This window comes from Candidatus Methylobacter oryzae (assembly GCF_003994235.2).
In the GTDB taxonomy this organism is placed as follows: Bacteria; Pseudomonadota; Gammaproteobacteria; order Methylococcales; family Methylomonadaceae; genus Methylobacter_A; species Methylobacter_A oryzae.
On sequence record NZ_RYFG02000100.1, the window covers coordinates 1 to 23,609 of the forward strand.

Here is a 23,609-nt window from a genome sequence, read left to right on the forward strand (position 1 = left end):
GGAGCCGCTCCCGGCAGCTCCAGCACTTCTGACCTCCATGGATGGAGGAAATGCCGAGGACTGCCGGGAGCAGTCTCGGTCGCCATCCATGACAGTCGTAAAATCTGGAAGGTCTGCCTATCGGAGTATTGCCCGCGTAGCAAGACCAAATCAACCCTGCCCATTCTCCTGCAACGCCATCCGAATCACTTCCGCACTATGCAAACCATGCTGGCCGGTCAATTGCGCGATTTGCTCGCGGCAGCTGTAGCCGTCGGCGACTATCAGCGTATCGGGCGTTGCGGCACGTAGCGCCGGTAATAAAACCAGTTCGCCGATTTGCCGCGATATTTCGTATTTATCTTTTTCAAATCCGAATGAACCTGCCATGCCGCAGCAGCCCGAATCCAAATATTGCAAATCCAGGCCGAGCTTTCCGAGCACGATTTGATCGTCATCGGTTTTGATAATCGCTTTTTGATGACAATGGCCGTGCAGTATGGCCTTGCGCTGAAGAGCCGGAAACCGGAAATCCGGCGCTTTCTTCAATAAAAATTCGTTAAAAAAATAGGTTTGCCGGCTCAACTGTTGCGCGGCTTCATCGTTTGGAAAAAGGTTGACCAATTCGTCGCGAAATACCGTCACACAAGCCGGTTCAAGTCCGACTACAGGAATACCGCTGTGAATTGCCTGCCGTAAATCGCTAACAATCCGCTGCAATTGACGCTTGGCCTGATCGAGCATGCCGAAATCGTATAAAGGCCGGCCGCAACAAATACGGCGTTCCGGAAGACGCACCTGAAACCCCGCCGCTTCCAGCACTTCGACCGCGGCTATCGCGGTTTCAGGATGGAAATAGTTGTTGAACGTATCCGGCCACAGAATGACTTGCTGACTTTGTTTGCCGGGTTCGCGGTGTTTAAACCAGTGTATAAATGTTTCCGGCGCAAATTGCGGAATGCTGCGCTGCGGCGCGATGCCGCCCGCGTTTTTGATCAACCGACTAAAGCCCGGCGCTTGCGACAGCCAATTAACAGCTCCCGGCGCGTACGAAGCCAGCGCCGCCCAGCGGTTAATCCAGCCGAACGCATAAACCTCGCGCGGACGCCGTTTACGCTGGTAATAGTGCGACAGAAACTCGGCCTTGTAAGTCGCCATATCGACATTGACCGGACAATCGCCCTTGCAGCCTTTGCAAGCCAGGCACAGGTTCAGCGCATCTTTCATTTCCTCGCTTTGCCAAAGGTCCTTGATCACTTCACCGCGCATCGTTTCGAACAACAAGCGCGCCCTGCCCCGTGTGGAATGCTTTTCTTCGCGGGTGACTTTATAACTCGGGCACATGGTTTGGGAGTGATGCTGGCGGCAATTGCCGATGCCGACGCAACGCAAAATAACCCTGTCGAATCGGCCTTTGTCTTTCGGATACTGAAAATGCGTATCCCACTGTACCGGCTCGTAACCGGCGCCCAACCGCAGATTCTCGGTCGGCAGGTAAGCGTCGACGATCTTGCCGGGATTCATTTTGCCGTCCGGGTCCCAAATCGTTTTAAACTCCCGGAATGCCTGCACCAGCTCGTCGCCGAACATAAGCGGCAGGAATTCGGCTTTCGATTGACCGTCGCCGTGCTCGCCGGACAGCGAGCCGCCGTAGCCGACGACCAGATTAGCCGCTTCGTTTAAAAATGAATGGAAGCTTCGTATGCCCTCCTCCGTTTCCAGGTCGAAATCGATCCGGGTATGGATGCAGCCATCGCCGAAGTGGCCGTACAGGTCGCAAGCGTAGCCGAACTTTTCCAGCAGTTTGCGAAAATCGCGCAGATAGTTTCCGACTTTATCGGGCGGCACCGCCGCATCCTCCCAGCCTTCCCAGGTAATCTTCTTGTTCGGTACATGAGCCGTTGCACCTAAACCGGACTCGCGCACTTTCCAGATCATTTTTTCTTCTTTCGGATTGTCGAACAGTTTCATCGTTGGCGGATTGCCCGCTTGCTTTAGCGCGTCCATGCAGGCAGTTGCCCGCGCGTCGGACTCGCTTTTATTGTTGCCGCCGAATTCGGCCAGCAGCCAACCGCCGCCGTCCGGCAATAACTGGACATCTTCGGGATGCAGGTTGATGGCTTTCATGTCCGCGACCAGATGATCGTCGATACCTTCAAGGCCGATCGGCTTGTGCTTGAGAACTTCCGGAACATGGTCGCCGGCGCTGAATACATCCGGGTAACCGAGCACCAGCAGCGAACGCGACGGCGGACTATCGACCAGCCGCAACGTGGCTTCCAAAATAACGACGCAAGAGCCTTCGCTGCCAACCAGCACGCGGGCGACATTAAAGCCGTTTTCCGGCAACAGTTCGTCGAGATTGTAGCCGGAAACGCGGCGGGGAATTTTCGGGTAGCGGTTTCGGATTCGGCCGGCTTGCCGGTCGCATAACGCTTTCAGTCGCGTGTAGATTTCGCCGCGCCGGCCGCCTTCGGCGACAATTCGTTCGAACTCCCGTATATCGGTCTTGCCGACTTTCAACCGGGTGCCGTCGTAAAGCAACACGTCCAGCTCTAGCACATTATCGACGGTCTTGCCGCCCATGACCGAATGCACGCCGCAGGAATTATTGCCGATCATGCCGCCGAGCGTGTTATGCGTATGCGTCGACGGATCGGGCGCGAAAGTTAAATGATGTTTTTCGGCCGCATCGCGCAGCTCGTCCAGCACGCAGCCGGGCTCGACCCTGGCGGTTTTTTGACTGGGATTTAGATCGAGGATGCGGTTCAGGTATTTGGACATATCGATCACGACCGCCACATTACAGCACTGCCCGGCCAAACTGGTGCCGCCGCCGCGCGAGACAATCGGCGCGCCGTATTTATTGCAAGCCGCGACTGTCGCGATGACGTCATCGACCGATTTTGGGATGACCACGCCGATAGGTACTTGCCGGTAATTCGACGCATCGGTCGCATAGAGCGCGCGGCTGCTATTATCGAAGCGCACCTCGCCTTGAATGCTTCGGTTCAGTTCGTCGATCAGGGCGACTGTATCGATCATGGTGGGTGCCATAACTTATGTCTCCGTGGAATCGTTAGCAGACAGCATGTGAAAAGGTAGGGTACGCATCGCGTACCTTTTTGAGCTTTAATCCTGTTGAAAATGGTACGCAATGCGTACCCTACCGAATGAAGCAATATCCTCACACCGCATACCGCACCGCATCCGCATGCTTAAACTCCAGCCCTAACCCCGGCCGTGAAAGATCGGGAATCAACTCGCCATTGACCGGTTCAAGCGCACCGTCGAACAGCATTTTTTCTATCCGGACATGATCGTAAAAATATTCCAGATGCCGTAGCGGTTGCGCTGCACAACACGGATGAACATGTATCGACGGCGCACAATGGCTGGACAGCGGTAAGTTAAAGGCCTGACAAAGCACGGCCGCTTGCATGAAGCCGGTAATGCCGGCGCAACGGGTGGCGTCGGCCTGCAACACGTCGACCGCGCCGGCTTGCAGCATGCGCCGGAAGTAAAAACTGTCATAGCCGTATTCGCCGGCGCTGATGTCGATGCCCGGCGGCGCACTGTCGCGTATCAAGCGCAAGCCTTCCAGGTCGTCGCTGGATACAGGCTCCTCGAACCACGACACGCCCGCATCGGCAAAAGCTTGCGCCATCGCCAGCGCCTGCTTGCGCGAATATGCGCCATTCGCATCGACGAACAACTCGTTGTTCAGCCCGATTGCATCTCGCGCTGCGGCGACCCTGCTGACATCGTGCCCCGGCTCGCTGCCGACTTTCATTTTGACACGGGTTATGCCGCTACCGGTCCAATCCGCAAGCTGTTCTTGCAAAGCCTCGACCGAATAGCAAGTAAAGCCTCCGCTGCCGTAAACCGGAACTCTTGTGCGCACCTGGCCCAACAACGATACCAGCGGTAGATCGAGCAGCTTCGCTTTTAAATCCCATAGCGCGTTATCGACCGCCGAAATCGCCATTGAACAAATGCCCGGCCGGCCCAAATTGCGGATTCTTGCAATCATCGCCTGCCGGCAATAGCCGACAGCCAGCGCGTCGCAACCGGCAACCGCCTCGGCAAGACTATCGTTAATCAACTTTGCGGTGGCGGTATCGGCATAGCTGAAACCGATGCCGGTCTTGCCGTCTGCGTCGGCCTCGACCAATACCAGCGTGGTCGACGTCCAAGCCAGCGTGCCGTCCGCTTCCGGCGTGGCGGTCGGGATGCAATAAGCCGAACTTCGTACCCCGGAGATAGGCGGACCGTTGAAATTGATGCGGCTGCTTCGGTCCATCGCGTCTCCGGCTTAAGAAAAGATTTGTTTAACCGAAGCCTTGATAATACCGGCCGAGTCCGGGTCGCCCTGCAAAATCGCCGAACTATAGGCTTTCGCCTGCTTGAAGGTGATATGCGGCGGCAACGGCGGCACGTCGGGATCGGCAAAAACTTCAAGCACGACCGGGCGGTCGGCGCTCAGTGCGCGGTCCCAGGCATCGGCCAATTGTTCCGGTTGGTCGACGCGGATGCCCATCAGGCCGATCAACTCCGCGTAATGCGCATACGGAAAATTCGGCAAATCCTGAGAAGCCTTGAATTTAGGATCGCCTTCCATCGCGCGTTGCTCCCAGGTGACTTGGTTCAAATCGCGATTATTCAAGACCATGATGACCAGGCGCGGATCGCTCCAACGCTGCCAATATTTGCCGATCGTGATCAGTTCGTTCATGCCGTTCATTTGCATCGCACCGTCGCCGATCAGCGCAATCGCGACGCGGTCGGGATGGGCAAACTTGGCCGCAATCGCATAAGGCACGCCCGGTCCCATTGTCGCCAGCCCGCCGGACAACGAAGCCATCATGCCTTGGCGGATTTTCAGGTCGCGAGCGTACCAGTTCGCGGCGGAGCCGGAATCGCAGCTGATAATGCAGTTATCCGGCAGCCGAGGGGACAATTCCCAGAACACGCGCTGCGGGTTGATCGGATCGGCCGACTCCATCGCCCGGCTCTCCATCGTGTCCCACCACCGCCGGATATGCCGTTCGATACGGTGACGCCAACTGCGGTCTTCTTTCCGCTTCAACAACGGCGTCAGCAGCCTGAGCGTTTCGGCGCTGTCGCCGATCAGGTTGACTTCCATCGGGTAGCGAATGCCGATCATGCGGCCGTTAATATCGATTTGCACACCCCGCGCCTGGCCTTCTTCCGGTAAAAACTCGGAATACGGAAAGCTCGAACCGATCATCAGCAGTGTGTCGCATTCCATCATCATGTCGTAGCTGGGCTTGGTGCCCAGCAAGCCGATAGAACCGGTCACATAAGGAAGGTCGTCGGGCAGCGCGGCTTTGCCGAGCAAGGCTTTGGCAACGCCGGCCCCGAGCAGGTCGGCGACTTCCATGATCTCGTCGGTCGCATGCAGCGCGCCGGCGCCGACCAATATCGCGACTTTTTCTCCGGCGTTCAGCACGTCGGCGGCATGTTGCAATTCCCTGGCGTGCGGCACGGTCAAAGGCGCTTCGTAGCCGAGGCCTGAAGGTACGCTGCCATGTTCGTGCGGCGGCTTTTCGGCCTCCATTTCCTGCACGTCGTTAGGCACGATGATGCAGCAGACGTTGCGTTCGTTCTGGGCAATGCGCATCGCACGGTCGATAATATGGCGCATTTGCGAAGGCGTGGTGACCATATGCACGTATTCGTGAGCGACATCCTTGAACAAGGACATCAGGTCGACTTCCTGCTGGTAATTTCCGCCCAAGGCCATGCGTTTTTGCTGGCCGACAATTGCGACGACAGGCTGATGATCGAGCTTGGCGTCGTACAAGCCGTTTAGCAAATGAATCGCGCCGGGACCGGACGTCGCCAGACAAACGCCGACTTCGCCGGTAAACTTGGCGTGCGCGCAAGCCATGAATGCAGCCATTTCTTCATGCCGGACTTGCACGAAATCAAGCTTGTCGGAACCGCGGTTCAGTGCGCCCATGATGCCGTTAATGCCGTCGCCCGGATAGCCGAAAACGCGTTTGACGCCCCAGTCGGATAAGCGACTTACCAAGAAATCGCTGACGTTTCCAGTCATAAGCTGCCTCCCTTTGCTTCAGGCATGCAGTCCGAATGTCCGCAATTACATGCTTCATCGTCCGGCTGTTCCTCGCAGCCGGTGCTGCAATATGCCTGTCCAGGCTCTACTTTGCAGGCGCAGCCGGGACGAGCGCAACGGGTTATGTCGTCTTCTTGATCTGTCGGGTTGTTTGTTACTGTTGCCATAATCTTCTCCTGGGAAAATTTTTAACAATTAAAAATTTCCGAACCTGAAAATTGGCGGAAACTTGTCCTAGATTTTTATGACCTGTCTTTTTGAAACTCCGGCAGGGTTTACCGGCACTGCGAACAAATAATTCTTTGCAAAAGTTTATACGCGAAAATTTTTCAGCCTTATGTACGTTAAATAACGCTGAATTAAAATAATTTTGCGGTAGTTGGATACTATTGCAATAAGCCGTCTGTTAACGCTCAGAACCTCGTAACGGTTCCGAACCGTTACGAGAATAGATGACTTTGTTGTTGCCGTCAGGCATAGGTAGGAAGCGTTGAAGCAACGCCAACCAAACTCAAGGGCGTCGCGGTTTGAGTAATATCGGCAACGACTTGATCCGCTATTTGGTTAATGCTGTAATCGGGATGAAGATTTTTGACAGCCTGCTCGACTACGGCCGCTTCGGCAGCGGTCAAGGGCGTTGCCATCGAAGTGCCCGATTCGGTTACGACCTGCCCTATCGCATTGTAGCCTTGTAGTTTGACGCCTGGCGCGTCGACATAATTATAAGCAGTCGAACTTCCCGCCCGATTGCTAAAACCGGCCAACGTCATTGCTGAGCCCGATTGCTGCGTAGCGCCAACCACGACCACGTCGTTTACATTTTGCGCATAGGCTCCCGGATAATCGGGCGATCTGGCACCGCTGTTACCGGCTGCAATTGCAACGACTACGCCATGGCTGGAGGCATATTGCAGTGCCGATTGCAAAGTCGAATCCGGCGACGATAATCCGCCCAACGACATATTGATGACATTCGCTCCGTGGTCCACCGCATAGGTCACCGCGGCGGCAATGTCGTTATTGCTCCCCTTCCCCGAAGCATCCAAGGCTTTCAAGACCATCAGTTGCGCATCGTAAGCTCCGCCGATCACGCCGTTATTGTTAGAACTCGCCGCCGCTACCAGTTCGCTTGCAGTAAACGACCCGTGTCCGTTATCGTCCTGAACATTATTGTTGTTATCGATGAAATTCCAATTGTACCGGCTCAGGTTATGCGTTAACGCACTATTATGCAGGTCAACGCCGGTGTCGATGTCGGCGATGACTATGTTTTTCCCGGTGTAGCCCGCCGCCCAGGCATCCTGGAATTTTACCGAATTAATGCCCCATTCCTCGGCTATAGGCGGAGCAATATCGGGAAGCGCTACACCTGTCGCCAAATCCAAGGCCTTCACAACGCTAATTTCTCCCAAACCGCTACTGCTGCTCCATGAATGGGTATTGGATGGTTCGGAAACAGGAGTTGTGGTTGTCGGCACGGACGTTGGCGTTGGAAACGTAACGTTACGAAGATGATTGTTCAAATAATGGTCGACTTCCGTCACCACGCCGGCAGCATTGGTATGGGTAACGGTATTTAGTTGGTTATTCGTATAGGAAAATGTATCGGTCTCGAATATTCCTTGAGCATTAGCGCGTGTTTCGGTAGCGAGCTGGTGCTGAGCGTTGTAGCTGAACGAGTCGGTTTCGGTAACAGTCCGGCCATCCGCCGCATATCGCGTTTTCGAGAGCAGTGTATTGTCGGCATCGAACACGCTGACCGTATTCAATATGCCGCCGACATAATCGCTCTCGGTAGTGCCGCCTTGCGCATTCGGCAACAATTTAGCGACGTACCCGAATCCATGGACATCCTGTTCCAGTAAAGTCCCCGAAATGTTGTATATGTTCTCAACCAATAGCCCGCTACCGGTAAAGCCCGTCAATTCGTAACCCTGAATACTGCCATCCGCAGCGTAGATAGCGGATTTATTGAAAAAATAGCCGTTTAGCATAGTATTTGTTGCTCCTGATTAATGAATTCCACCACCAACATATCCTTGCCAATTTAAGGCATTGATCCCGGCAGTGATTTTTAAGCGGCAAATACTGGAAAGCGCTTCGCTATGCATTATTCGACAGCCAAGACTTTCGTGTTTACCGTTAAATACGATTAAAAACCAACGGCAGGTTTCTAAGTTTGAGTCTCAAACCGGCCTTCCGTTTTGTTGAGCGTAAAAGCTACTTTCATGCCACAATTTATCAACCGGCATAACATCAAGAAAACCAAATAACATTGCTGAATATGAACACTGACTGGAACGAGCAAGAGGTTGAAAAAAACCGAAGTCAAAGGTTTTTTTCAACCTCTCTACGTCTACTTACTGAAAATCCCTTGCCAGCCCCCTGAAATGAGCCGGGTGATGACCATCAGGATAAAAGGCACCGATAAGCCCGCCGGCGCAGCCAGATAACGGGGTTGCCAATGCGGCGCAAATTTCGCTTTATAGTCGTACAGACCTTCAAAGTTATAAAACTGGTCGCCCATATCGAAAACGGTTGTGCCGATTTTGTGCCAAAGCGGCGCCAGAGGACGCCGTTTAAGGCCTGCCAACGGCGCCATGCCTAGCGAAAACCCTTGGTAATTCTCCTCTTTACCCCACAACATCAGTTCCGCAAATAAAAAGTCCATAATGCCTTTCGGACTGTCCGGGTCGTAACGCATCAGGTCGATGGACAGCTCTTGCCGCTTAGCGGTTTGCCAAAGATTGGCAAAAGCCCTGATTTGTCCCGATTCGTCTTTTATTACCGCAACGTCGGTGCGGCGTAAATAATCTTCATTGAAAAAGCCCAGCGAGAAACCTTTTTCCCGGGTGTTTTTATTCGACAGCCAGGCATCGGAAATTTGCCGCAATCTCGGCATTACCGCAGCGACAGCAGGGCCTGACAGTATTTCAAAACGATAATTCATTTTATTGAACTTGTTGCGGGCGCTACGTTGCGCGTCGCGCTGCTTGCCTTGCAAACTGAAAATCGACAAATCCACGCGCGCTTCTTCGCCAAGCTTGAATAACGATAAGCCCTGATCGAGATAATACGGCAACAATTCCGGGCCGACTTGATAAAAGACGGCTTTTGCGCCGTAACGGTCAGCCTGTTCCTGAAACCGCCAAAGCAGGTTTTCAAATGCGGATTGCTCGCCGATCGGGTCGCCCATCGCAATCCAGAATTGCGCGGTAACGTCAAACATGATGAAAGCGTTGCGCTCAGTATTCCAAAACAGGTACTTGTCGCCCAACAACGCTAAAAATCCCTGGGTATGCGAACACTGGACCAGCAGGCGTTGCGCTTCGTCAAGCTCGGCGGCTGCCGGTTTATTTAAAAGCCGCGGCGGAGCAACGCTTAACAAGCGCGATAAGCCAAAACAGACGGTGACGACAGCGATCAGCAACAACGCTCTTAAAAAACGAGGCGCATCGCCCTGATAGGAAAACTGCCACCATAATTCATGCGCATATTCGACATCCCGATAAGCGAAAAAGCCCAGCCAGACAGAACCGGCCAACATCATTATCACCGTGACCAGCCAGGGTTTCGAAAAAGACATATGCAGCAACGACGAGCGGCGCTGGAAATAGCTGCGGGTCGGCAGCATCAGCATCAGTATTGTTAATAACACCAAGGCTTCGCGCCAATCAAATCCCTTCAGTAACGAGACAATAATGCCCAAGCCCAGCAAGAACAGGCTGCCGTACCAGGCGGCATCGATTTTCAGACGGATTCCCCGCGCCAAAAACAACAACAGCAAACCGGTCAGGCTGCCCGTCAAATGCGACAGCTCAATGACAGGCAAAGGCAGCAGCTCGCTTAACCAGTCCAACACCTCCGAGTTGGCCGGAATCGAACCGGAAATCAACAGCACGCCGCCGGCCAACAGCAATAACAGCGAGTACAATTGCGGCACAATGGCGGATAGCGTCCGGCTCAACGCACTGTCGGCCAGTAACTCCCGGCGGCTGTAGATTTCGTAACTGAGCAATCCCGCTCCGGCCAGCAGCAACGGCAAAAAATAGTAAACGACCCGATACAGCAGCAAAGCGCCAATCAAAGTCAAATGTTGATCCGTGACGTCAATATCCGACATCAGCCACAAAAACGCGCTTTCAAACACGCCGATACCGCCCGGCACCTGGCTGATAACGCCGACAACCTGCGCAACCACAAAAACCACGACGAAGGCGCCGAAATCGACGTCGACTTTGCCGAGCAGCAGAACCCACAGCACCAGCGACGACAACACGATGTCGATGCTCGATACCAGCGTTTGCCAAACGGCGATACGCGGCGACGGCAGGTACAACTCAAAACCTTTAACCGGCAACGGTTTGCGCCATAATAAAACGGCGGCCCAATAAACCAGCAAAGACGCCGCGCAAATCAGGCTAACCCAATGGATCGCAGGCGGTTCTTGGACAGCGTTGGCTAAATAGTGCGGCAATAACAAGCTGCCGACCAAACCCAAACTGAGCGCGCCCAATAGGTAAGTGATCGTTTGGAACAACGAAATCTTTACAATATCCCAACCCGGCACACCCCATTTCGAATAGAAGCGGTAGCGGATGGAACCGCCGGCAACCCAGGCATGGCCGGTGTTGTTGCTGATCGCATAGCCCAGCAAGGCGGCCGCGGTCATTTTTGACAGCGGAATTTTTGTATAGCCTGCAAAACGCAACGCCAGCCAGTCATAACCGGCCAGGATCAGATAGTTAATCACCGTCAACAGAAAAGCCGCGAACAGTGTCCGCATCGGCATTTCATGTAACGATGCCAGGATGTCGCTCAGATCGTGTACTTTGATCTCGTTATGAACGATGTACAGCGCGCAGGCAAACAAAGCCAACGGCAACAGATGCGTGATTTTCTGAGTCAATCGGCTTAGCGTTTCGCTGGTCATAATGCTTATTCTTTCTGTGGGATAAAATCAATTAATGCCGTGCTGCCGGTATACGTCCAGAATTTGCCGGGTCAGTTTCGGATAATCCTGGTCGAAATGGTGGCCGCCCGGCAATTCCAGAATTTTGGCTTCGCTATCCGATAGCCCGGTGCAAGCCGTTTCGGCTTTTTCTTCCTTACCGTAAATACATAAAATCTTGTTTTTGGGTATCCGGGCCAGTTCCGGCGCCACAGGATGTCCGCTCGAATTTTGGCCTAACCAGCCTGAAACATGGATTTCAAAATCGGCGCTATCCGCCAACGCGATCAACGCCAGCAATGCAACGCTGTCTTTATCTTGCGGAGGCAGGCGATTGTAAATAGCCGGCAAAATGTCGGCCCCGAACGAATAGCCGGCTAAGACAAACGACTTTATCCCCCAGTTTTTCCGGTAATAGGCCATCGTTGCCGACAGGTCGGCGGCCGCTTGTTCGGGCGATTTTCGCTCCCAAAAATAACGCAACACATCCACGCCGACCACCGGATAATTCATCGCCGCCATTTCCCCGGCTACAGTCCTGTCCAGGTCGCGCCAACCGCCGTCGCCCGAATAAAAAACCGTTACCTTATCCGCTGACTTTGCAGCTGGCACCTCGACGACCGGCATCGCCGGCGGCGATTGGCCGCTATTCCCGAGCGCCATTTTAACTTCATCAACCAGCAATTGATCGAGCGGCGTATCGTAAGCCGCAATCCGGGTATCGACATTTCCCAGTGACCTGATAAAAACGGCGGTCTCGGCCGGAGGCTGGTCGGACCAGACCGAACGCCAACTACCTTCCAAATCCGGAGATGAAACCAAAACATGCTGCCCGTTCCGGTAGTGGCTGAACAAGGGTGGGCACAGGACCAGTTGGTCGGGCAATACGACCGAAAAACCGATAGAAAGATTAGTCGCCTGACTTGTCGAATCCGATTGGGCATTAACAAACGGAACCAACGCGCCATCGGCGATTCCGGCAATAATCAGCTGCCCTGCCGAAGAGGTAGGCATTTTTTTTACCAGCGCTTCTATCGATGTCTCGACCCACTGGTCATCAAGACATTGACCGCTTTCGGCATTAAAGCCTGTTAAGAATGGCCCCGAATCCACGACGGCCGCAGTCACTCCCGCGCCCGCCAAATGCGCCCCCAGAACGTTTGCCGGGAATTTTTTTGTATCGGCGAAAACCAGCGCTTGCCCCTGAGAGCCCCATAACGGTTCCGTGATGACCATATCGCCAAAATTTTCAGTGGTTATCGACTCTTGCAAAATGGGCGGATGGCCGTGCTTTACCCAAACAACGCCAAGCGCAACGGCAATTAACGGCAAGCAAACAAGAAGAACTTTTTTTATTTTCATCGGCTGGGCCACTTTCAAGGAACGGTGTGAATTACATCGGCGGTTCGATATTCAAAAACGATGCGCTTAACCGGTTAACCTGCCGGCCATGAGTCACAGGAGCGGCATGTCCGGCATCCGCGACAATTTCAATTCTGCCGCTCGCCAACATCTGCGCCAATTCGCTGTTCACCGCGCCCATAGGCGGCGTAATGGATATGAGCGCCGCGATGAACAAGCCGCCCAACCGAGATGAAACAATCTTTTCATGATGGTAACGGGCCCATTGATGCATTAACTTTTACTTTCCTACGATCTACTTGATTTTTAGACTGGCAGATTTTTTCAACCATAGACCGGATTTTCCGGACAGCCACGATTGCGCAAACTTGTCGGACTTGCTGATACTGTCTAAAAATGCGGTCGAGATGCTAAATACGGCGGCGATATGCTTGGCGTCCTGTTTGCCGTCTTGCCGACCGTCATGCTGCGGCCTGCCCATGCCAGTCCAAGGCCCGGCAGCCATACCGCCGCTTCTTCGCCCGCCGCCGCCTCGAACGGAATTACTCATACCAAAACGCCGCATAGACTCGCTGGGGCCGTTTTTTTCCGCATACTCCTGCATTGAAGAATCGGCCTGATGGCGATGCGATAAGTTAGAGCCTGCCAATAAGCGATGATCGGCTTTATTCAATAATAACAAATATTTATTGCCGGGCGGCGCATATTCCCAAATTGCGGTGCGGACATAGGCGGAACTGATCCCGTAGGGATCGTCATCGTCGCTGCCGGTCACTACCAGCAAAGGCATGGAAATATTTTTGTAGCGGTTTGCTAAATTGCCGAGCGCCATATCGACGGACGGACTGAATAAAATCGCGGCAAGCGGATGAATGTCCTGAGCTGCCGGAAGATTGGCTTCGAATTTCTCGCCGATCATTTCTTCAACTGTCTGCGCGCCGAGGTCATAACCGGCAATGATCACTCGCGACAAATCCGCCGATTTAAATAAGGCTTGTCCGGCTGTTGCCCGCTGTTTGAGTTGCGCGTAAGCCCAGAGCAGATGGTCAACACGCTTTTTCAGGGAAGCTTGCGAGAAATACTGATGCCCCAGATAGTGCAGCTCGTTGTTCCTGACGGCCCTCGACGGCCTGGATTTATCGCTGTCGGATGAATCTTCCTCGTTATCTTGATCATCGCCCGGCTTTCCGAACATCGGCGCCAATTCTTTAAGCGCAGCGCTAATCTCTGCCGGTTGTACGCTAAAAACCGCAAATCCTGCCTTGGCCCAGGTTTCGCGCCAAAGCCGTCCGCCCTCGGCAGACTCGCCTAAGCCAGGCAGATAGATAATTAACGGATAAACGCCAACAGTTTTCGGAGCAAGCATTGAGACTTCAACGGTTTGCCCGTCATGCCGCCAAGTTTCATGTATCGAATCGATCCGGTAGTTACGTGAAGCGGAATAACCGCCTTCAGTAATAAACTGTTCGATCTTTTCAGACTGCTCTTCCGGTGTCGGCAAAGACGGCCCCCAAGAACAGCCCGTCAGTAAAGCTGCGAAAAAGGCAACAGCCAGAGTCTGGGTAAGATTCGGCAAAATTGACAAACTGATCCATGATTTATCATTCATATTTTTCTGCCCGTAATAAAAATTAACGAAATATCTGTTTTCAATGGCAATACCCGTTCTTCAGCGTGGTTTTCCATATTACTGCTCTCGACTGCAACCGGATTAACTTTTCGAATAAGAACATAGCGCCAAGCTATTTTTATGCCAAATTAATAGCCGAAATAACATCAGCCCTATCAATCCTAACAGTTAACCTACGGCTGAGCCAAAGGTTCAAATAAGCCGTAAATAAGGTTCTTTTCCACTACTTAGACCTCTACCTATCGCTCAACATTGGGAAAAATCCGGATAATCCTGCGGTTGAAAAGCCGTCATATTTGTCTATTTAGAGCATGCGTTTTTAAGGTTAATTTGAGAGAACCGGTTATAATTGTCGGGATTTTCGTTCACTGTAAATTAATAAAAATTAAGTTCTATGGCTAACATACGTACCCATTACGACAACCTAAAAGTTACAAGAGACGCCCCGGTAAGCGTGATCAGAGCCGCCTATAAAGCGCTTTGCCAAACTTATCACCCCGATAAATTCCAAGGCAACCCCGAAGAAGCCGAAAGAGTCATTAAGCTGGTAAACTCTTCCTATGCCGTATTAATAGACCCGGTTAAGCGGGCCGGACATAACGCCTGGATCAAGGAACAAGAAGCTAAACAGCAAGGTGCGGATACACAGGGCAAAGAAAACGACGAGACCAACGAAGCACCTGAGCCAGCTGATCAAGAGCAGGATAAACCGCAACCATCCAATGCCAATAGCGAGGCCATGTTTCAACATGCTTATGATTTGAACGACCGCGGCCGGCATGAAGAAGCCTTTTCGATTTATCAACAATTGGCAGAGCAAGGCCATGCAAAAGCTCAATTCAATTTAGGCGTTATGTACGACCGGGGCCAACATGTCGCACAGGACTATGCTCAAGCCGTATCTTGGTACCAAAAAGCCGCGGAACAAGGCAATTCGAATGCGCAATATAATTTAGCGCTTAAATATCAAACCGGCCAAGGCGTCATGAAGGATGAAACAAAGGCGGCTTATTGGTACCGGAAAGCGGCTGAATAAGACCGCTACGTTTTTAAGTTAAACTACCCCTCATTACTTTAAAAGAGATTCCCCAAATACCCGTGACCACTTTATTCCCCATTCCTGAAAATCATCCGCAACGATTTGTACTTCACAACGAAGTTCACGCCCGGGCTCCCGTTGTTTTGAATTTGCCGGTCAGGGCAAGTCATCTTGCCTTATTGCTGTCCAGTGACGAAAAAATGCAGGAACGTCAGCATTTGGCAAAGCTCTGCGAGAGATTCGGCGTTACGCCGCCTGAGAAAGACGCGGATCACTTTAGCGCAACCTTTAATTCCTTTCAAATACGTTGGGAGCAGCACGGCGAGTTCAGCACTTACAGTTTTTACGTACAGGACACGCCTAGGGACCCTTTTACCGATCCGGCTTTAAAAAAGGTCCCGGTGGACTGGATGTCGCAATTAAGAGGACAGGTCATTGTTGCGGCTCATGCAAGCATCGTCTCGGCCGCCGATATTGATTACGACGAAAGTGCCGACTTGGGGACGCTGTCGGCTTATTTTGCCGACAATCCGGTCGTCGGCTCCAAAGTAACCGGCGGCGCGGCCTCGGTCTTTACGGATTTTCGCGTTCACGTTGACGGTTTCAGCCGTTTTTTGATTATTAATCATGGCTTAAGAACGGCACAGGCAGGACGCTTATTGCAACGGCTGTTCGAAATTGAAGTGTATCGCGTGATGGCCTTGCTGGCTTTCCCTATCGCCCGCAAACTGTACCCGGCATTGAATAAGTCCGACCGGCAGCTTTATACGATCACCAATGCAATGACATTGCCCGATAATAACGACGGCAAATTACTGGATGAGTTGACCACGCTAGCCGCTGAAGTTGAGAACTACATTTCCAGCAATCACTTTCGCTTTGCGGCCGCCAGCGCCTATTATCAATTGGTCGAGCAACGCGTCAACGATTTACGCGAAGTGCGGATTCAAGGTATCCAGACGCTGGGCGAATTCATCAAACGGCGCTTGGAACCGGCGGTTAATACCTGCGAATCGGTTTCGCGCCGCTTTACCCAGCTTTCCGAGCGGGTCAGCAACGCCAGCCAGTTGCTGCGCACACGCGTTGACAGCCTGATTGAACGGCAAAACCAGGCCTTACTGTCGTCAATGGCTTTACGGGCAAAAATGCAGCTGCGGATGCAGCAAATGGTTGAAGGCATCTCGATGGTCGCTATTACCTATTATGCCGCCAGCCTGACCGGGAAAATAGCCGAAGCGCTTCATGCGGTTGGCTGGAAAGTGAATCCGGAAATCGTCGAAGGCGTTTCGATTCCGTTTATATTGATCATCATCGCAATCGGCATTAAACGGATTCATAAAATCATCGCCAGTACGACCGATCATCATTGAAATGCGTTCGGTAAAATGTGGAGGAACTGGGACTGTACCTGCGACACATCTCTATCTGTAACTGAAGAATGGAACTCGGCAATTGCTCCTGCATTGCTCTACCTCCTGCATCCATGCAGTCGACGGATGACACGGATAGGGCGGACTTACACGGATTTTTAAGCCCAAGCCAAGTTTAAATCCGTGTTTATCCGTCTAATCCGCAGCATCCGTGTTCTATATGAGAATACGCTGAGTAGTTACCTGTATCTTAAATAACATTGGACGCCAGAAACTCCGCCAATTGCGCACTGGTAAGCCTGAGCCGTTGGCTCAGCGCACGGGAAATATTCCAAATGATTTTAAACGCCAAGGCAGGATGCTGATCGGCCAGGATCATCATGCTGTTTCTGTCCATTGACAAAAAGACAGTGTCCTTTTCCGCACGCGCAGTCGCCGACCGGGGTTGCGTATCGATAACCGACATTTCGCCAAAAGTACGGCCAACCCGCAACGTCGATATCAATTTATCGTTTTTATAAACGCCAATGGCTCCTTTGGCGATAACGCCCATAGAAGAGCCGGGCTCGCCTTCCTTATAAATGACGGTACCTTTAGGCGCGCCGTAAGGCTTGAAATAATAACTGACAGTCTGTAACTGCTCCCAGGTAAAATCTTCTCCCCAGTGAGAAGAATCCAATATTTGCGCATTGGACTCTAGCGTACTTTCAATGCTTATTAACTTTGGAACGTTGGCTTCAATCATGATAACGGGGTTTGACGGATTACATTTTGTGCAAAATGATAGCATTTAAGCCTGTAAACTTTGTAACAATATCCAGGCTGGAACATTTTGTTTTCAGTTGGAAACATAGCCCGGATTGTTAAAATCATTGAAACACTCATTGGCGTGGAACTGATCCATGATCCGGCCGATAATCCGCCAGGAGCTTGATGTTCAACGGCCTTGTGCAGTAGAAAGTTCAATCTTCCCGATTGATGCTGTGAAAATTTGACGGCAACCGGCAAGATAGAGTAAAAACAAAAAACTCTTCATCATTACACTCCGATGAAGTCGCGATGCTTGCTAAAATCCCCATGTTTGGGATTTAGACAATAATCGATCGGCGCTCGGCAACGGGTATCGAATCGGCAAGTAAAAAACTTAAATTCATAAAATTGCTTCTATCCGCAGGCTTTGTTAAACGGCTACTGTTTTTAAAAGGAGTAAATAATGAAAGCAATGCTATCGGCAATACTGATGATGATTTGCTGCTTGTATAGCGGTGTTAATTGGGCTCGTTCGAATTTCGGTTTTTATTTTGGCGCACCGCTTTACCCTTATCCTTACTACCGCGATCCTTTTTATTATCCCTATTATCCGCCGAACGTTATCACGATACCGGCGGCACCACCTGTCTACATTCAACAACCTCCTCCCACGATCCAACAATATCCGCACGGCTACTGGTATTACTGCCGCCCCCTCGAAGGTTATTATCCTTATATCAAAGAATGCCCGGGCGGTTGGCAACAAGTGGAGCCGATACCACCCTCACCTCGTTAAGGAGTCCATTATGTCGCGTTTTTATAGACTATTTTCGATCACGGCCATACTGGCAGTCAGCGGTTGCGCCAGCTTGCCTACGGGTCCCAGCGTTATGGTCCTGCCCGGTTCCGGCGTATCTTTTGAACAGTTTCGTAACGACGATGTTATCTGTCAGCAATACGCTTATTCTGAAGTTGGCGGCACTACCGCTAATCAAGCGGGGGTAAGCAGCGGCATCACTAGCGCCGCAATCGGTACGGCCTTAGGCGCGGCCGCCGGAGCCGCTATCGGTGGCGGACGCGGAGCCGCTATCGGCGCCGGCAGCGGTCTGCTGGGCGGCAGCCTGGTCGGGACGGATACCGCCGCCAGTTCGATGTCCGCAGCACAGCAACATTATAATATGGCCTATATTCAGTGCATGTATACCAAAGGTCACCAAGTTCCTGTATCGGGACAATTTTCTAACGAAACCTATCGTCAAGCGCCGCCCGCTTCGCATATTCCCCCGCCGCCTCCCGGCTCTCCGCCACCGGCCCCTAAAAAATAACTTCAATGCCGAACCAAACAATGTGAAAGCTGCCGCATTGTTTAGCTCGGCTGATTTGCTTTATTAATTCCTGAACTGAACCGAATTTCAAAATCTCTATTTGATAACGGCTCGAAAAACATAGTCGAAGCCAAGGCTCAAGCCAAGTTCGCGGAATTGGAGATTGAGAGGCGAATGAAACTGCCGCAAAATTTAATGCAATTGCATCAGCAGATTGGTAAGGAAAAAGTAAGACAAGAAGTTAAAAACAGCCTGAAAGGTTTGACGGAATCTAAAGCAACCGGTTACATATCTTGTCTTCGTTTGCCTTTAGAGAAGACGAAAGCATTTAGTGTTCGCACAGCCGAGCCCCCATCGTTACGCAGTTTATCCTTGCATCGACATTGCCCGGATATAGGGGCGGATAAAAAAAGAAGTCACCGCCCCGTTTAACACCGACTATCCTTATGCGTCAAACCTGCCCGGCTGGTTTTTTGGGTACCGCTTTGACTGCTTTATTATCGGCTTTATCGGTCACTTCAGCCCCTGCCGCATCGTTGCTGGCTGCCGAAACCGCATTCGCTTGCACACTGTCGTCATCTTCGGGCGGCCGGGGTTCTTTACCGGCCATCAAGTCCTCGATTTGCACACGATCTATAGTTTCCCACTTCATCAATGCATCGGCCATTTTATGCAGAATGTCGATATTTTCTTTCAAGATGGTTTCCGCGCGTTGGTAATTGCGATCTATCACCGCGCGAATTTCTTCATCGATAAGGTGGGCGACATTATCGGACACCGAACTGCCTTGCGCGCCCGGATAGCCCATGAACGGTTGACCGCTTTCTTCGCCGTAAACCAGCGGTCCCAATTTGTCGGATAAGCCCCAACGCTTAACCATGTTGCGAGCCAGTTCCGTGGCTCTTTCAATATCGTTCGATGCGCCGGTAGTCACCCGGTCGCCGCCGTAAATCATCAGCTCGGCAATCCTGCCGCCGAATAAACTGGCGATCTGGCTTTCCAGCTTGCGCTTGCTGGCGCTGTATTGATCGCGATCAGGCAGGAACATGGTAATACCCAGCGCCCTGCCTCTGGGCATAATGCTGACTTTATAAACGGAATCATGCTCCGGAGACATCTGCCCGACGATACAATGCCCTGCTTCATGATAAGCGGTTAACAACTTATCTTCTTCAGTCATGACCATGGTGTGCCGTTCGGCGCCCATCAGGATTTTATCCTTGGCTTTCTCAAGATCGGCCATGCCGACTTCCTGTTTGTTGGAACGAGCGGCAAAAAGCGCGGCCTCATTAACCACATTGGCAAGATCGGCGCCGGAAAAACCGGGCGTCCCCCTGGCGATGTATTTCAATTCGACATCGGCAGCCGCAGGCACTTTTTTGATATGCACATTCAGGATTTGCTCGCGGCCGCGCACGTCGGGCAAGCCGACGTTGACCTGACGATCGAAACGGCCCGGTCTTAGCAAGGCTTTATCGAGCACATCGGCACGGTTGGTCGCGGCAATCACGATCACGCCTTCGTTGCCGTTAAAACCGTCCATTTCGACCAACAACTGGTTCAGGGTTTGCTCCCGTTCGTCGTTGCCGCCGCCAAAGCCCGGACCGCCGCGCTGGCGGCCGACCGCATCGATTTCGTCGATAAATATGATGCAAGGAGCGTGTTCCTTGGCTTGGGCGAACATATCCCTAACCCTGGACGCACCGACACCGACGAACATTTCAACGAAGTCCGAACCGGAAATGGTAAAGAACTTGACCCCGGCTTCTCCGGCAATAGCTCTGGCAATCAATGTTTTACCGGTGCCGGGAGGACCGACCATCAAGATACCGCGCGGGATTTGCCCGCCCAGTTTTTGGAATTTTTGCGGATCGCGCAAAAAATCGACCAACTCGGCCACTTCTTCTTTGGCTTCCTCGCAGCCGGCCACATCGCTGAAAGTGACGGTCATTTTATCTTCTTCAAGCAATTTGGCCTTGCTCTTGCCAAAACCGCCCCCGCCCATGCCGCCTTGCATTCTGCGCATGTAAATGATCAGCACCAAGATCATTAACAGCATCGGGAACCAGGAGATAAAGACTCTCATCAGGAAAGTTTCCTGCTCAGGAGGCACTGTTCTTATCTGAACGCCGGCACTCAGAAGATCGTCAATTAAATGGCCGTCACCGGGATTGAATGTCTGGTAGTTTTGCCCGTCTGAAGTTCGAACGCCAAGTTGCTGACCGGAAACTTCCACACGCTCAACCTGTCCGTGCTTTACCTTGCTGATAAAATCGGAATAAGCCAAGGTATTTTCTACCGGAGGCGTGGAATGTAGGCGGTCGTAGATCAAATAGCCGCCGGCAATGACGACGCAGATGATCAGAATATTAAACAAATGTTTTTTCATGTGTATCTCCTGGTTACAACTGCCATGGATAAAGAAGCTCCGCGCAGGATTAAGGAATCGATGCGACTGCTTGCTAACGAGTTAATCATAAAAAACTCACTAATTGCTTACCATAGCTCAGTTTCATTTTATTGAGCGCCTTGACCTGAATCTGCCTAACCCTCTCTCTGGTTAAGTTAAGTTCCGCGCCAATTTCCTGCAATGTCATTTCATTATCGGTATTAACGCCGAAATGGCAACAAATAACCTTTAATTCTCTCGGATTCAGGGTATTTATTGCTTTGCCGATCCAAGCCTTAAGATCCGATTGTTCTATTTTTTTAAATGGATTCGCAAAAACCCGCTGCTCCAAAACATCAATGGGTGCTAATGATTCATCGTCATCTTCATCCGAATTCTCCAACGATATTGCCGTTTGCGAAATAGATAAAATAACATTAATTTGATCATCGGGTATTTTTGAATATTCGCTTAATTCTTTAATGGAAGGCTCTCTACCCATTTTCGAAAGCAATTCACTTTTAGCCCTCAGCACTTTATGAATATTCGCCACCTGCTCGCAAGGCACGCGCACGACCCTTTCGTTACGCGACAAGGCGCGGGAAATAGCCTGCTTGATCCAGTATGCCGCGTAAGTTGAAAATTGAAAGCCCAAATGATGATCAAATTTATCAATAGCCTTTAATAAGCCGGTTTGACCTTCTTGAACCAAGTCGTCAAAGTCTAAAAATCCGCATTTGTACTGGTTGGCTATAAATGAAACCAGCCCGGAATTTGCCTCTGCCAATGCCCGTCTTGAATTTAACCAAAGACGTTCGGCAAAAATCATATCCGTCACGTATTGCCGCATATCGGTCCCGGATAAAAAGAGAAACTGCTGATCAAATTGACTGCTGCACATGTTTTCAATTATATCAGGCAAATTTAACTTATAACGCCTGCTTGACCCTTCCAATCGTTTGGAAATCCAATCGGAATGACTTTTGACATTCCGATTGGCCGATTGATCACAATCATCGCGGGCCGTGAACGCATAAATAATGAATTCAGTCAGCATCGACAGATCTTCAGTAGAAAAAGGAAACGCTTGCAGTGTCTCGGTTAAACGCTGTTTTTCATCCGATTCAGCCTCACGATTAAAACCTCTTCCTGAAAACGACAGGCTTGCCAGCAAATAATGATGCTTGACTTGAGCTAAAGCGGCCGACATCGCCTCGGCAGCCTGCTCAGGCTTAGGGCTGTCCGTTTCGTATTTATGAAACAGCCATAATGCTGTAGCCGGAAATTGAGACAGCACCTTAATCAGCCGCGCTTTACCGTCTTCCAAGTTACTCGCCATTTGAAAATTCCAATGCTCAGCGCTTTCTTCAGCTTCATTGGCACTATTAACAATCGACGCTTCCGGTCTTGATAAAGGTTTATTCAAACTCATCGTAACCTCCACATTGTGCCGGCACTCTTTTTTAAAGCGTACTCAATCGAGCCCTGCTATCAAAATAGTGCAGTCAATAGAATTTATTTCTTTAACATATGATAATCCTGATTTTCTTGAAAAAAAATCTTACTAAATTAAAGGTTTCTTATGGACGGCTTTCTTTATTTGATGCGGAGAAATAACTCAAACGAAAGACTTGTCCCTGCAACAACTAACGTTTGAATCCTTTATCAAGCGGATGGCTTTCTTTATACTGTTTCGCGGAAGATTCAAGTTCCCTCCTCCCCGTCAACCCGACAACGAGCGATTTTCCGCCATGACTACTCTCTCGCCGCCTTTTGCACAAGCCCACTCTATTTTTGAAAAACTTTTGCGCAATTTAGAACAAGTGATGTTCGGGCAGCAGCGCACGTTGCACTGGTTGTTGGCGGCATTCAGTACCGGCGGGCATGTGTTGCTGGAAGATGTTCCGGGCACCGGCAAAACCACGCTGGCTAAAGCCTTGGCGGTTTCCTGCGACGCCGAGTTTCAACGCATTCAATTTACGCCCGATTTGCTGCCGTCCGATATTCTGGGCATCTCGATTTTCGACCCGCAAAAGCAAAGCTTTCGTTTCGATCAAGGGCCGGTTTTTTGCCATATCTTGCTGGCCGACGAAATCAACCGCGCATCGCCCAGAACCCAGTCGGCATTACTGGAAGCGATGGCGGAAAACCAGGTCAGTATAGACCGGCAAGTCAGGCCGTTGCCGTCGCCTTTTTTTGTGGTCGCGACCCAAAACCCGGTTGAATTCCACGGCACCTATCCATTGCCTGAAGCGCAACTGGACCGTTTTGCGCTAAAGTTCAGCTTGGGTTATGTTTCGACCGCCCAGGAAGTCGCCATTTTAAACTCGCAAGGCCAACAACATCCGTTAAGTACATTAAATTCCTGCATCACGCTGGAGGAGATGAAATTCTTGCAGGCCCAGGTCAAACAAATACGGATCAGCGAAGAACTTAAACATTATATTGTCGCCATTGTCGCGGCGACCCGGAATAAGCCGGAAATCAAGCTCGGCGCCAGCCCCAGAGCTTCATTAACATTAATGAAAACAGCCCAGGCCTTGGCATTGCTGGACGGTTTTGAGTTTGTCACCCCGGATGCGATTAAGGAACTCGCTATCCCGGTGATCTCGCACCGGCTTAATGTGGATTCGCAAAGCAAATTCTCCGGCATTGATGCGGCAACATTGATGCAGGAAATCGTCGATAGCCTCCCGATACCGGGCTAAACG

General features: G+C 51.4%; 18 protein-coding genes. 6 read left to right on the forward strand and 12 right to left on the reverse strand.

All coding sequences use genetic code 11. The features are described from left to right. Positions 1-150: 150 nt before the first annotated feature. The 9 genes from EKO24_RS12235 to EKO24_RS12275 form a co-directional block, all read right to left on the reverse strand. Positions 151-3,036 carry an FAD-binding and (Fe-S)-binding domain-containing protein gene (locus EKO24_RS12235; RefSeq protein ID WP_127029091.1) on the reverse strand — a complete coding sequence of 962 codons (2,886 nt, stop codon included), beginning with the start codon at positions 3,034-3,036 and terminating at the stop codon, positions 151-153. A gap of 130 nt (positions 3,037-3,166) precedes the next feature. Further along, on the reverse strand, positions 3,167-4,282 hold the full coding sequence (locus tag EKO24_RS12240; RefSeq protein ID WP_127029090.1) for an enolase C-terminal domain-like protein: 1,116 nt from the start codon (positions 4,280-4,282) through the stop codon (positions 3,167-3,169). Positions 4,283-4,294: 12 nt separating this feature from the next. After that, entirely contained in the window at positions 4,295-6,061 is a 1,767-nt protein-coding gene (locus tag EKO24_RS12245) for a thiamine pyrophosphate-requiring protein (protein ID WP_127029089.1), read from the reverse strand. Next, positions 6,058-6,249 carry a hypothetical protein gene (locus tag EKO24_RS12250; RefSeq protein ID WP_127029088.1) on the reverse strand — a complete coding sequence of 64 codons (192 nt, stop codon included), beginning with the start codon at positions 6,247-6,249 and terminating at the stop codon, positions 6,058-6,060. Before EKO24_RS12250 ends, EKO24_RS12245 begins: the two co-directional genes overlap by 4 nt. Before the next feature lie 303 nt (positions 6,250-6,552). Next, on the reverse strand, positions 6,553-8,076 hold the full coding sequence (locus EKO24_RS12255; RefSeq protein WP_127029087.1) for a S8 family serine peptidase: 1,524 nt from the start codon (positions 8,074-8,076) through the stop codon (positions 6,553-6,555). Positions 8,077-8,438: 362 nt separating this feature from the next. After that, a complete protein-coding gene (mprF, locus tag EKO24_RS12260; RefSeq protein WP_127029086.1) occupies positions 8,439-11,015 on the reverse strand; it encodes a bifunctional lysylphosphatidylglycerol flippase/synthetase MprF in 2,577 nt (858 codons plus the stop codon). Between the two features lie 27 nt (positions 11,016-11,042). Next, complete coding sequence (locus EKO24_RS12265; RefSeq protein WP_127029085.1) at positions 11,043-12,395, reverse strand: virulence factor family protein; 1,353 nt, start codon at positions 12,393-12,395, stop codon at positions 11,043-11,045. A gap of 31 nt (positions 12,396-12,426) precedes the next feature. After that, the gene (locus tag EKO24_RS22705; RefSeq protein ID WP_196240020.1) at positions 12,427-12,669 is read right to left on the reverse strand and encodes a hypothetical protein; all 243 of its coding nucleotides are present in this window, start codon (positions 12,667-12,669) and stop codon (positions 12,427-12,429) included. 21 nt (positions 12,670-12,690) lie between these two features. After that, positions 12,691-14,004, reverse strand: coding sequence for an alpha/beta hydrolase (locus tag EKO24_RS12275; RefSeq protein WP_127029084.1), 1,314 nt, complete (start codon positions 14,002-14,004; stop codon positions 12,691-12,693). 415 nt (positions 14,005-14,419) lie between these two features. Here EKO24_RS12275 and EKO24_RS22710 point away from each other — a divergent pair, with 415 nt between their 5' ends. Beyond that, the gene (locus EKO24_RS22710; RefSeq protein WP_127029083.1) at positions 14,420-15,061 is read left to right on the forward strand and encodes a J domain-containing protein; all 642 of its coding nucleotides are present in this window, start codon (positions 14,420-14,422) and stop codon (positions 15,059-15,061) included. 62 nt (positions 15,062-15,123) lie between these two features. Continuing rightward, positions 15,124-16,434 (forward strand): DUF3422 family protein, encoded by a 1,311-nt coding sequence (locus EKO24_RS12285; protein ID WP_127029082.1) that lies wholly within the window; start codon positions 15,124-15,126, stop codon positions 16,432-16,434. Positions 16,435-16,684: 250 nt separating this feature from the next. Here EKO24_RS12285 and EKO24_RS12290 read toward each other — a convergent pair whose 3' ends face one another. Then, on the reverse strand, positions 16,685-17,179 hold the full coding sequence (locus EKO24_RS12290; protein ID WP_161990599.1) for a Crp/Fnr family transcriptional regulator: 495 nt from the start codon (positions 17,177-17,179) through the stop codon (positions 16,685-16,687). Positions 17,180-17,647: 468 nt separating this feature from the next. On the opposite strand from EKO24_RS12290, the gene EKO24_RS12295 reads away from it, so the two are divergent. From EKO24_RS12295 to EKO24_RS12305, 3 genes are all read left to right on the forward strand, one after another. Beyond that, positions 17,648-17,980 (forward strand): hypothetical protein, encoded by a 333-nt coding sequence (locus EKO24_RS12295; protein WP_127029080.1) that lies wholly within the window; start codon positions 17,648-17,650, stop codon positions 17,978-17,980. Positions 17,981-17,990: 10 nt separating this feature from the next. Next, positions 17,991-18,509: a YMGG-like glycine zipper-containing protein gene (locus tag EKO24_RS12300; RefSeq protein ID WP_127029079.1), complete on the forward strand. Its 519-nt coding sequence runs from the start codon at positions 17,991-17,993 to the stop codon at positions 18,507-18,509. A 174-nt stretch (positions 18,510-18,683) separates the two neighbouring features. Further along, the gene (locus tag EKO24_RS12305; protein ID WP_127029078.1) at positions 18,684-18,941 is read left to right on the forward strand and encodes a hypothetical protein; all 258 of its coding nucleotides are present in this window, start codon (positions 18,684-18,686) and stop codon (positions 18,939-18,941) included. Between the two features lie 19 nt (positions 18,942-18,960). Here the strand turns inward: EKO24_RS12305 and ftsH are convergent, their stop codons facing one another. Both ftsH and EKO24_RS12315 read right to left on the reverse strand, forming a co-directional pair. Continuing rightward, positions 18,961-20,898, reverse strand: coding sequence for an ATP-dependent zinc metalloprotease FtsH (ftsH, locus tag EKO24_RS12310; RefSeq protein ID WP_127029077.1), 1,938 nt, complete (start codon positions 20,896-20,898; stop codon positions 18,961-18,963). Positions 20,899-20,983: 85 nt separating this feature from the next. Continuing rightward, positions 20,984-22,330, reverse strand: coding sequence for a sigma-70 family RNA polymerase sigma factor (locus EKO24_RS12315; RefSeq protein WP_127029076.1), 1,347 nt, complete (start codon positions 22,328-22,330; stop codon positions 20,984-20,986). Between the two features lie 319 nt (positions 22,331-22,649). Here EKO24_RS12315 and EKO24_RS12320 point away from each other — a divergent pair, with 319 nt between their 5' ends. After that, on the forward strand, positions 22,650-23,606 hold the full coding sequence (locus tag EKO24_RS12320) for an AAA family ATPase (RefSeq protein WP_127029075.1): 957 nt from the start codon (positions 22,650-22,652) through the stop codon (positions 23,604-23,606). Positions 23,607-23,609 lie beyond the last annotated feature (3 nt).

Coding starts and splice junctions, on each gene's coding strand:
- EKO24_RS12235 (WP_127029091.1), bottom strand. CDS start 3,036: ATGGCACCCACCATGATCGATACAGTCGCCCTGATCGACGAACTGAAC.
- EKO24_RS12240 (WP_127029090.1), bottom strand. CDS start 4,282: ATGGACCGAAGCAGCCGCATCAATTTCAACGGTCCGCCTATCTCCGGG.
- EKO24_RS12245 (WP_127029089.1), bottom strand. CDS start 6,061: ATGACTGGAAACGTCAGCGATTTCTTGGTAAGTCGCTTATCCGACTGG.
- EKO24_RS12250 (WP_127029088.1), bottom strand. CDS start 6,249: ATGGCAACAGTAACAAACAACCCGACAGATCAAGAAGACGACATAACC.
- EKO24_RS12255 (WP_127029087.1), bottom strand. CDS start 8,076: ATGCTAAACGGCTATTTTTTCAATAAATCCGCTATCTACGCTGCGGAT.
- mprF (WP_127029086.1), bottom strand. CDS start 11,015: ATGACCAGCGAAACGCTAAGCCGATTGACTCAGAAAATCACGCATCTG.
- EKO24_RS12265 (WP_127029085.1), bottom strand. CDS start 12,395: ATGAAAATAAAAAAAGTTCTTCTTGTTTGCTTGCCGTTAATTGCCGTT.
- EKO24_RS22705 (WP_196240020.1), bottom strand. CDS start 12,669: ATGCATCAATGGGCCCGTTACCATCATGAAAAGATTGTTTCATCTCGG.
- EKO24_RS12275 (WP_127029084.1), bottom strand. CDS start 14,004: ATGAATGATAAATCATGGATCAGTTTGTCAATTTTGCCGAATCTTACC.
- EKO24_RS22710 (WP_127029083.1), top strand. CDS start 14,420: ATGGCTAACATACGTACCCATTACGACAACCTAAAAGTTACAAGAGAC.
- EKO24_RS12290 (WP_161990599.1), bottom strand. CDS start 17,179: ATGATTGAAGCCAACGTTCCAAAGTTAATAAGCATTGAAAGTACGCTA.
- EKO24_RS12295 (WP_127029080.1), top strand. CDS start 17,648: ATGAAAGCAATGCTATCGGCAATACTGATGATGATTTGCTGCTTGTAT.
- EKO24_RS12300 (WP_127029079.1), top strand. CDS start 17,991: ATGTCGCGTTTTTATAGACTATTTTCGATCACGGCCATACTGGCAGTC.
- EKO24_RS12305 (WP_127029078.1), top strand. CDS start 18,684: ATGAAACTGCCGCAAAATTTAATGCAATTGCATCAGCAGATTGGTAAG.
- ftsH (WP_127029077.1), bottom strand. CDS start 20,898: ATGAAAAAACATTTGTTTAATATTCTGATCATCTGCGTCGTCATTGCC.
- EKO24_RS12315 (WP_127029076.1), bottom strand. CDS start 22,330: ATGAGTTTGAATAAACCTTTATCAAGACCGGAAGCGTCGATTGTTAAT.
- EKO24_RS12320 (WP_127029075.1), top strand. CDS start 22,650: ATGACTACTCTCTCGCCGCCTTTTGCACAAGCCCACTCTATTTTTGAA.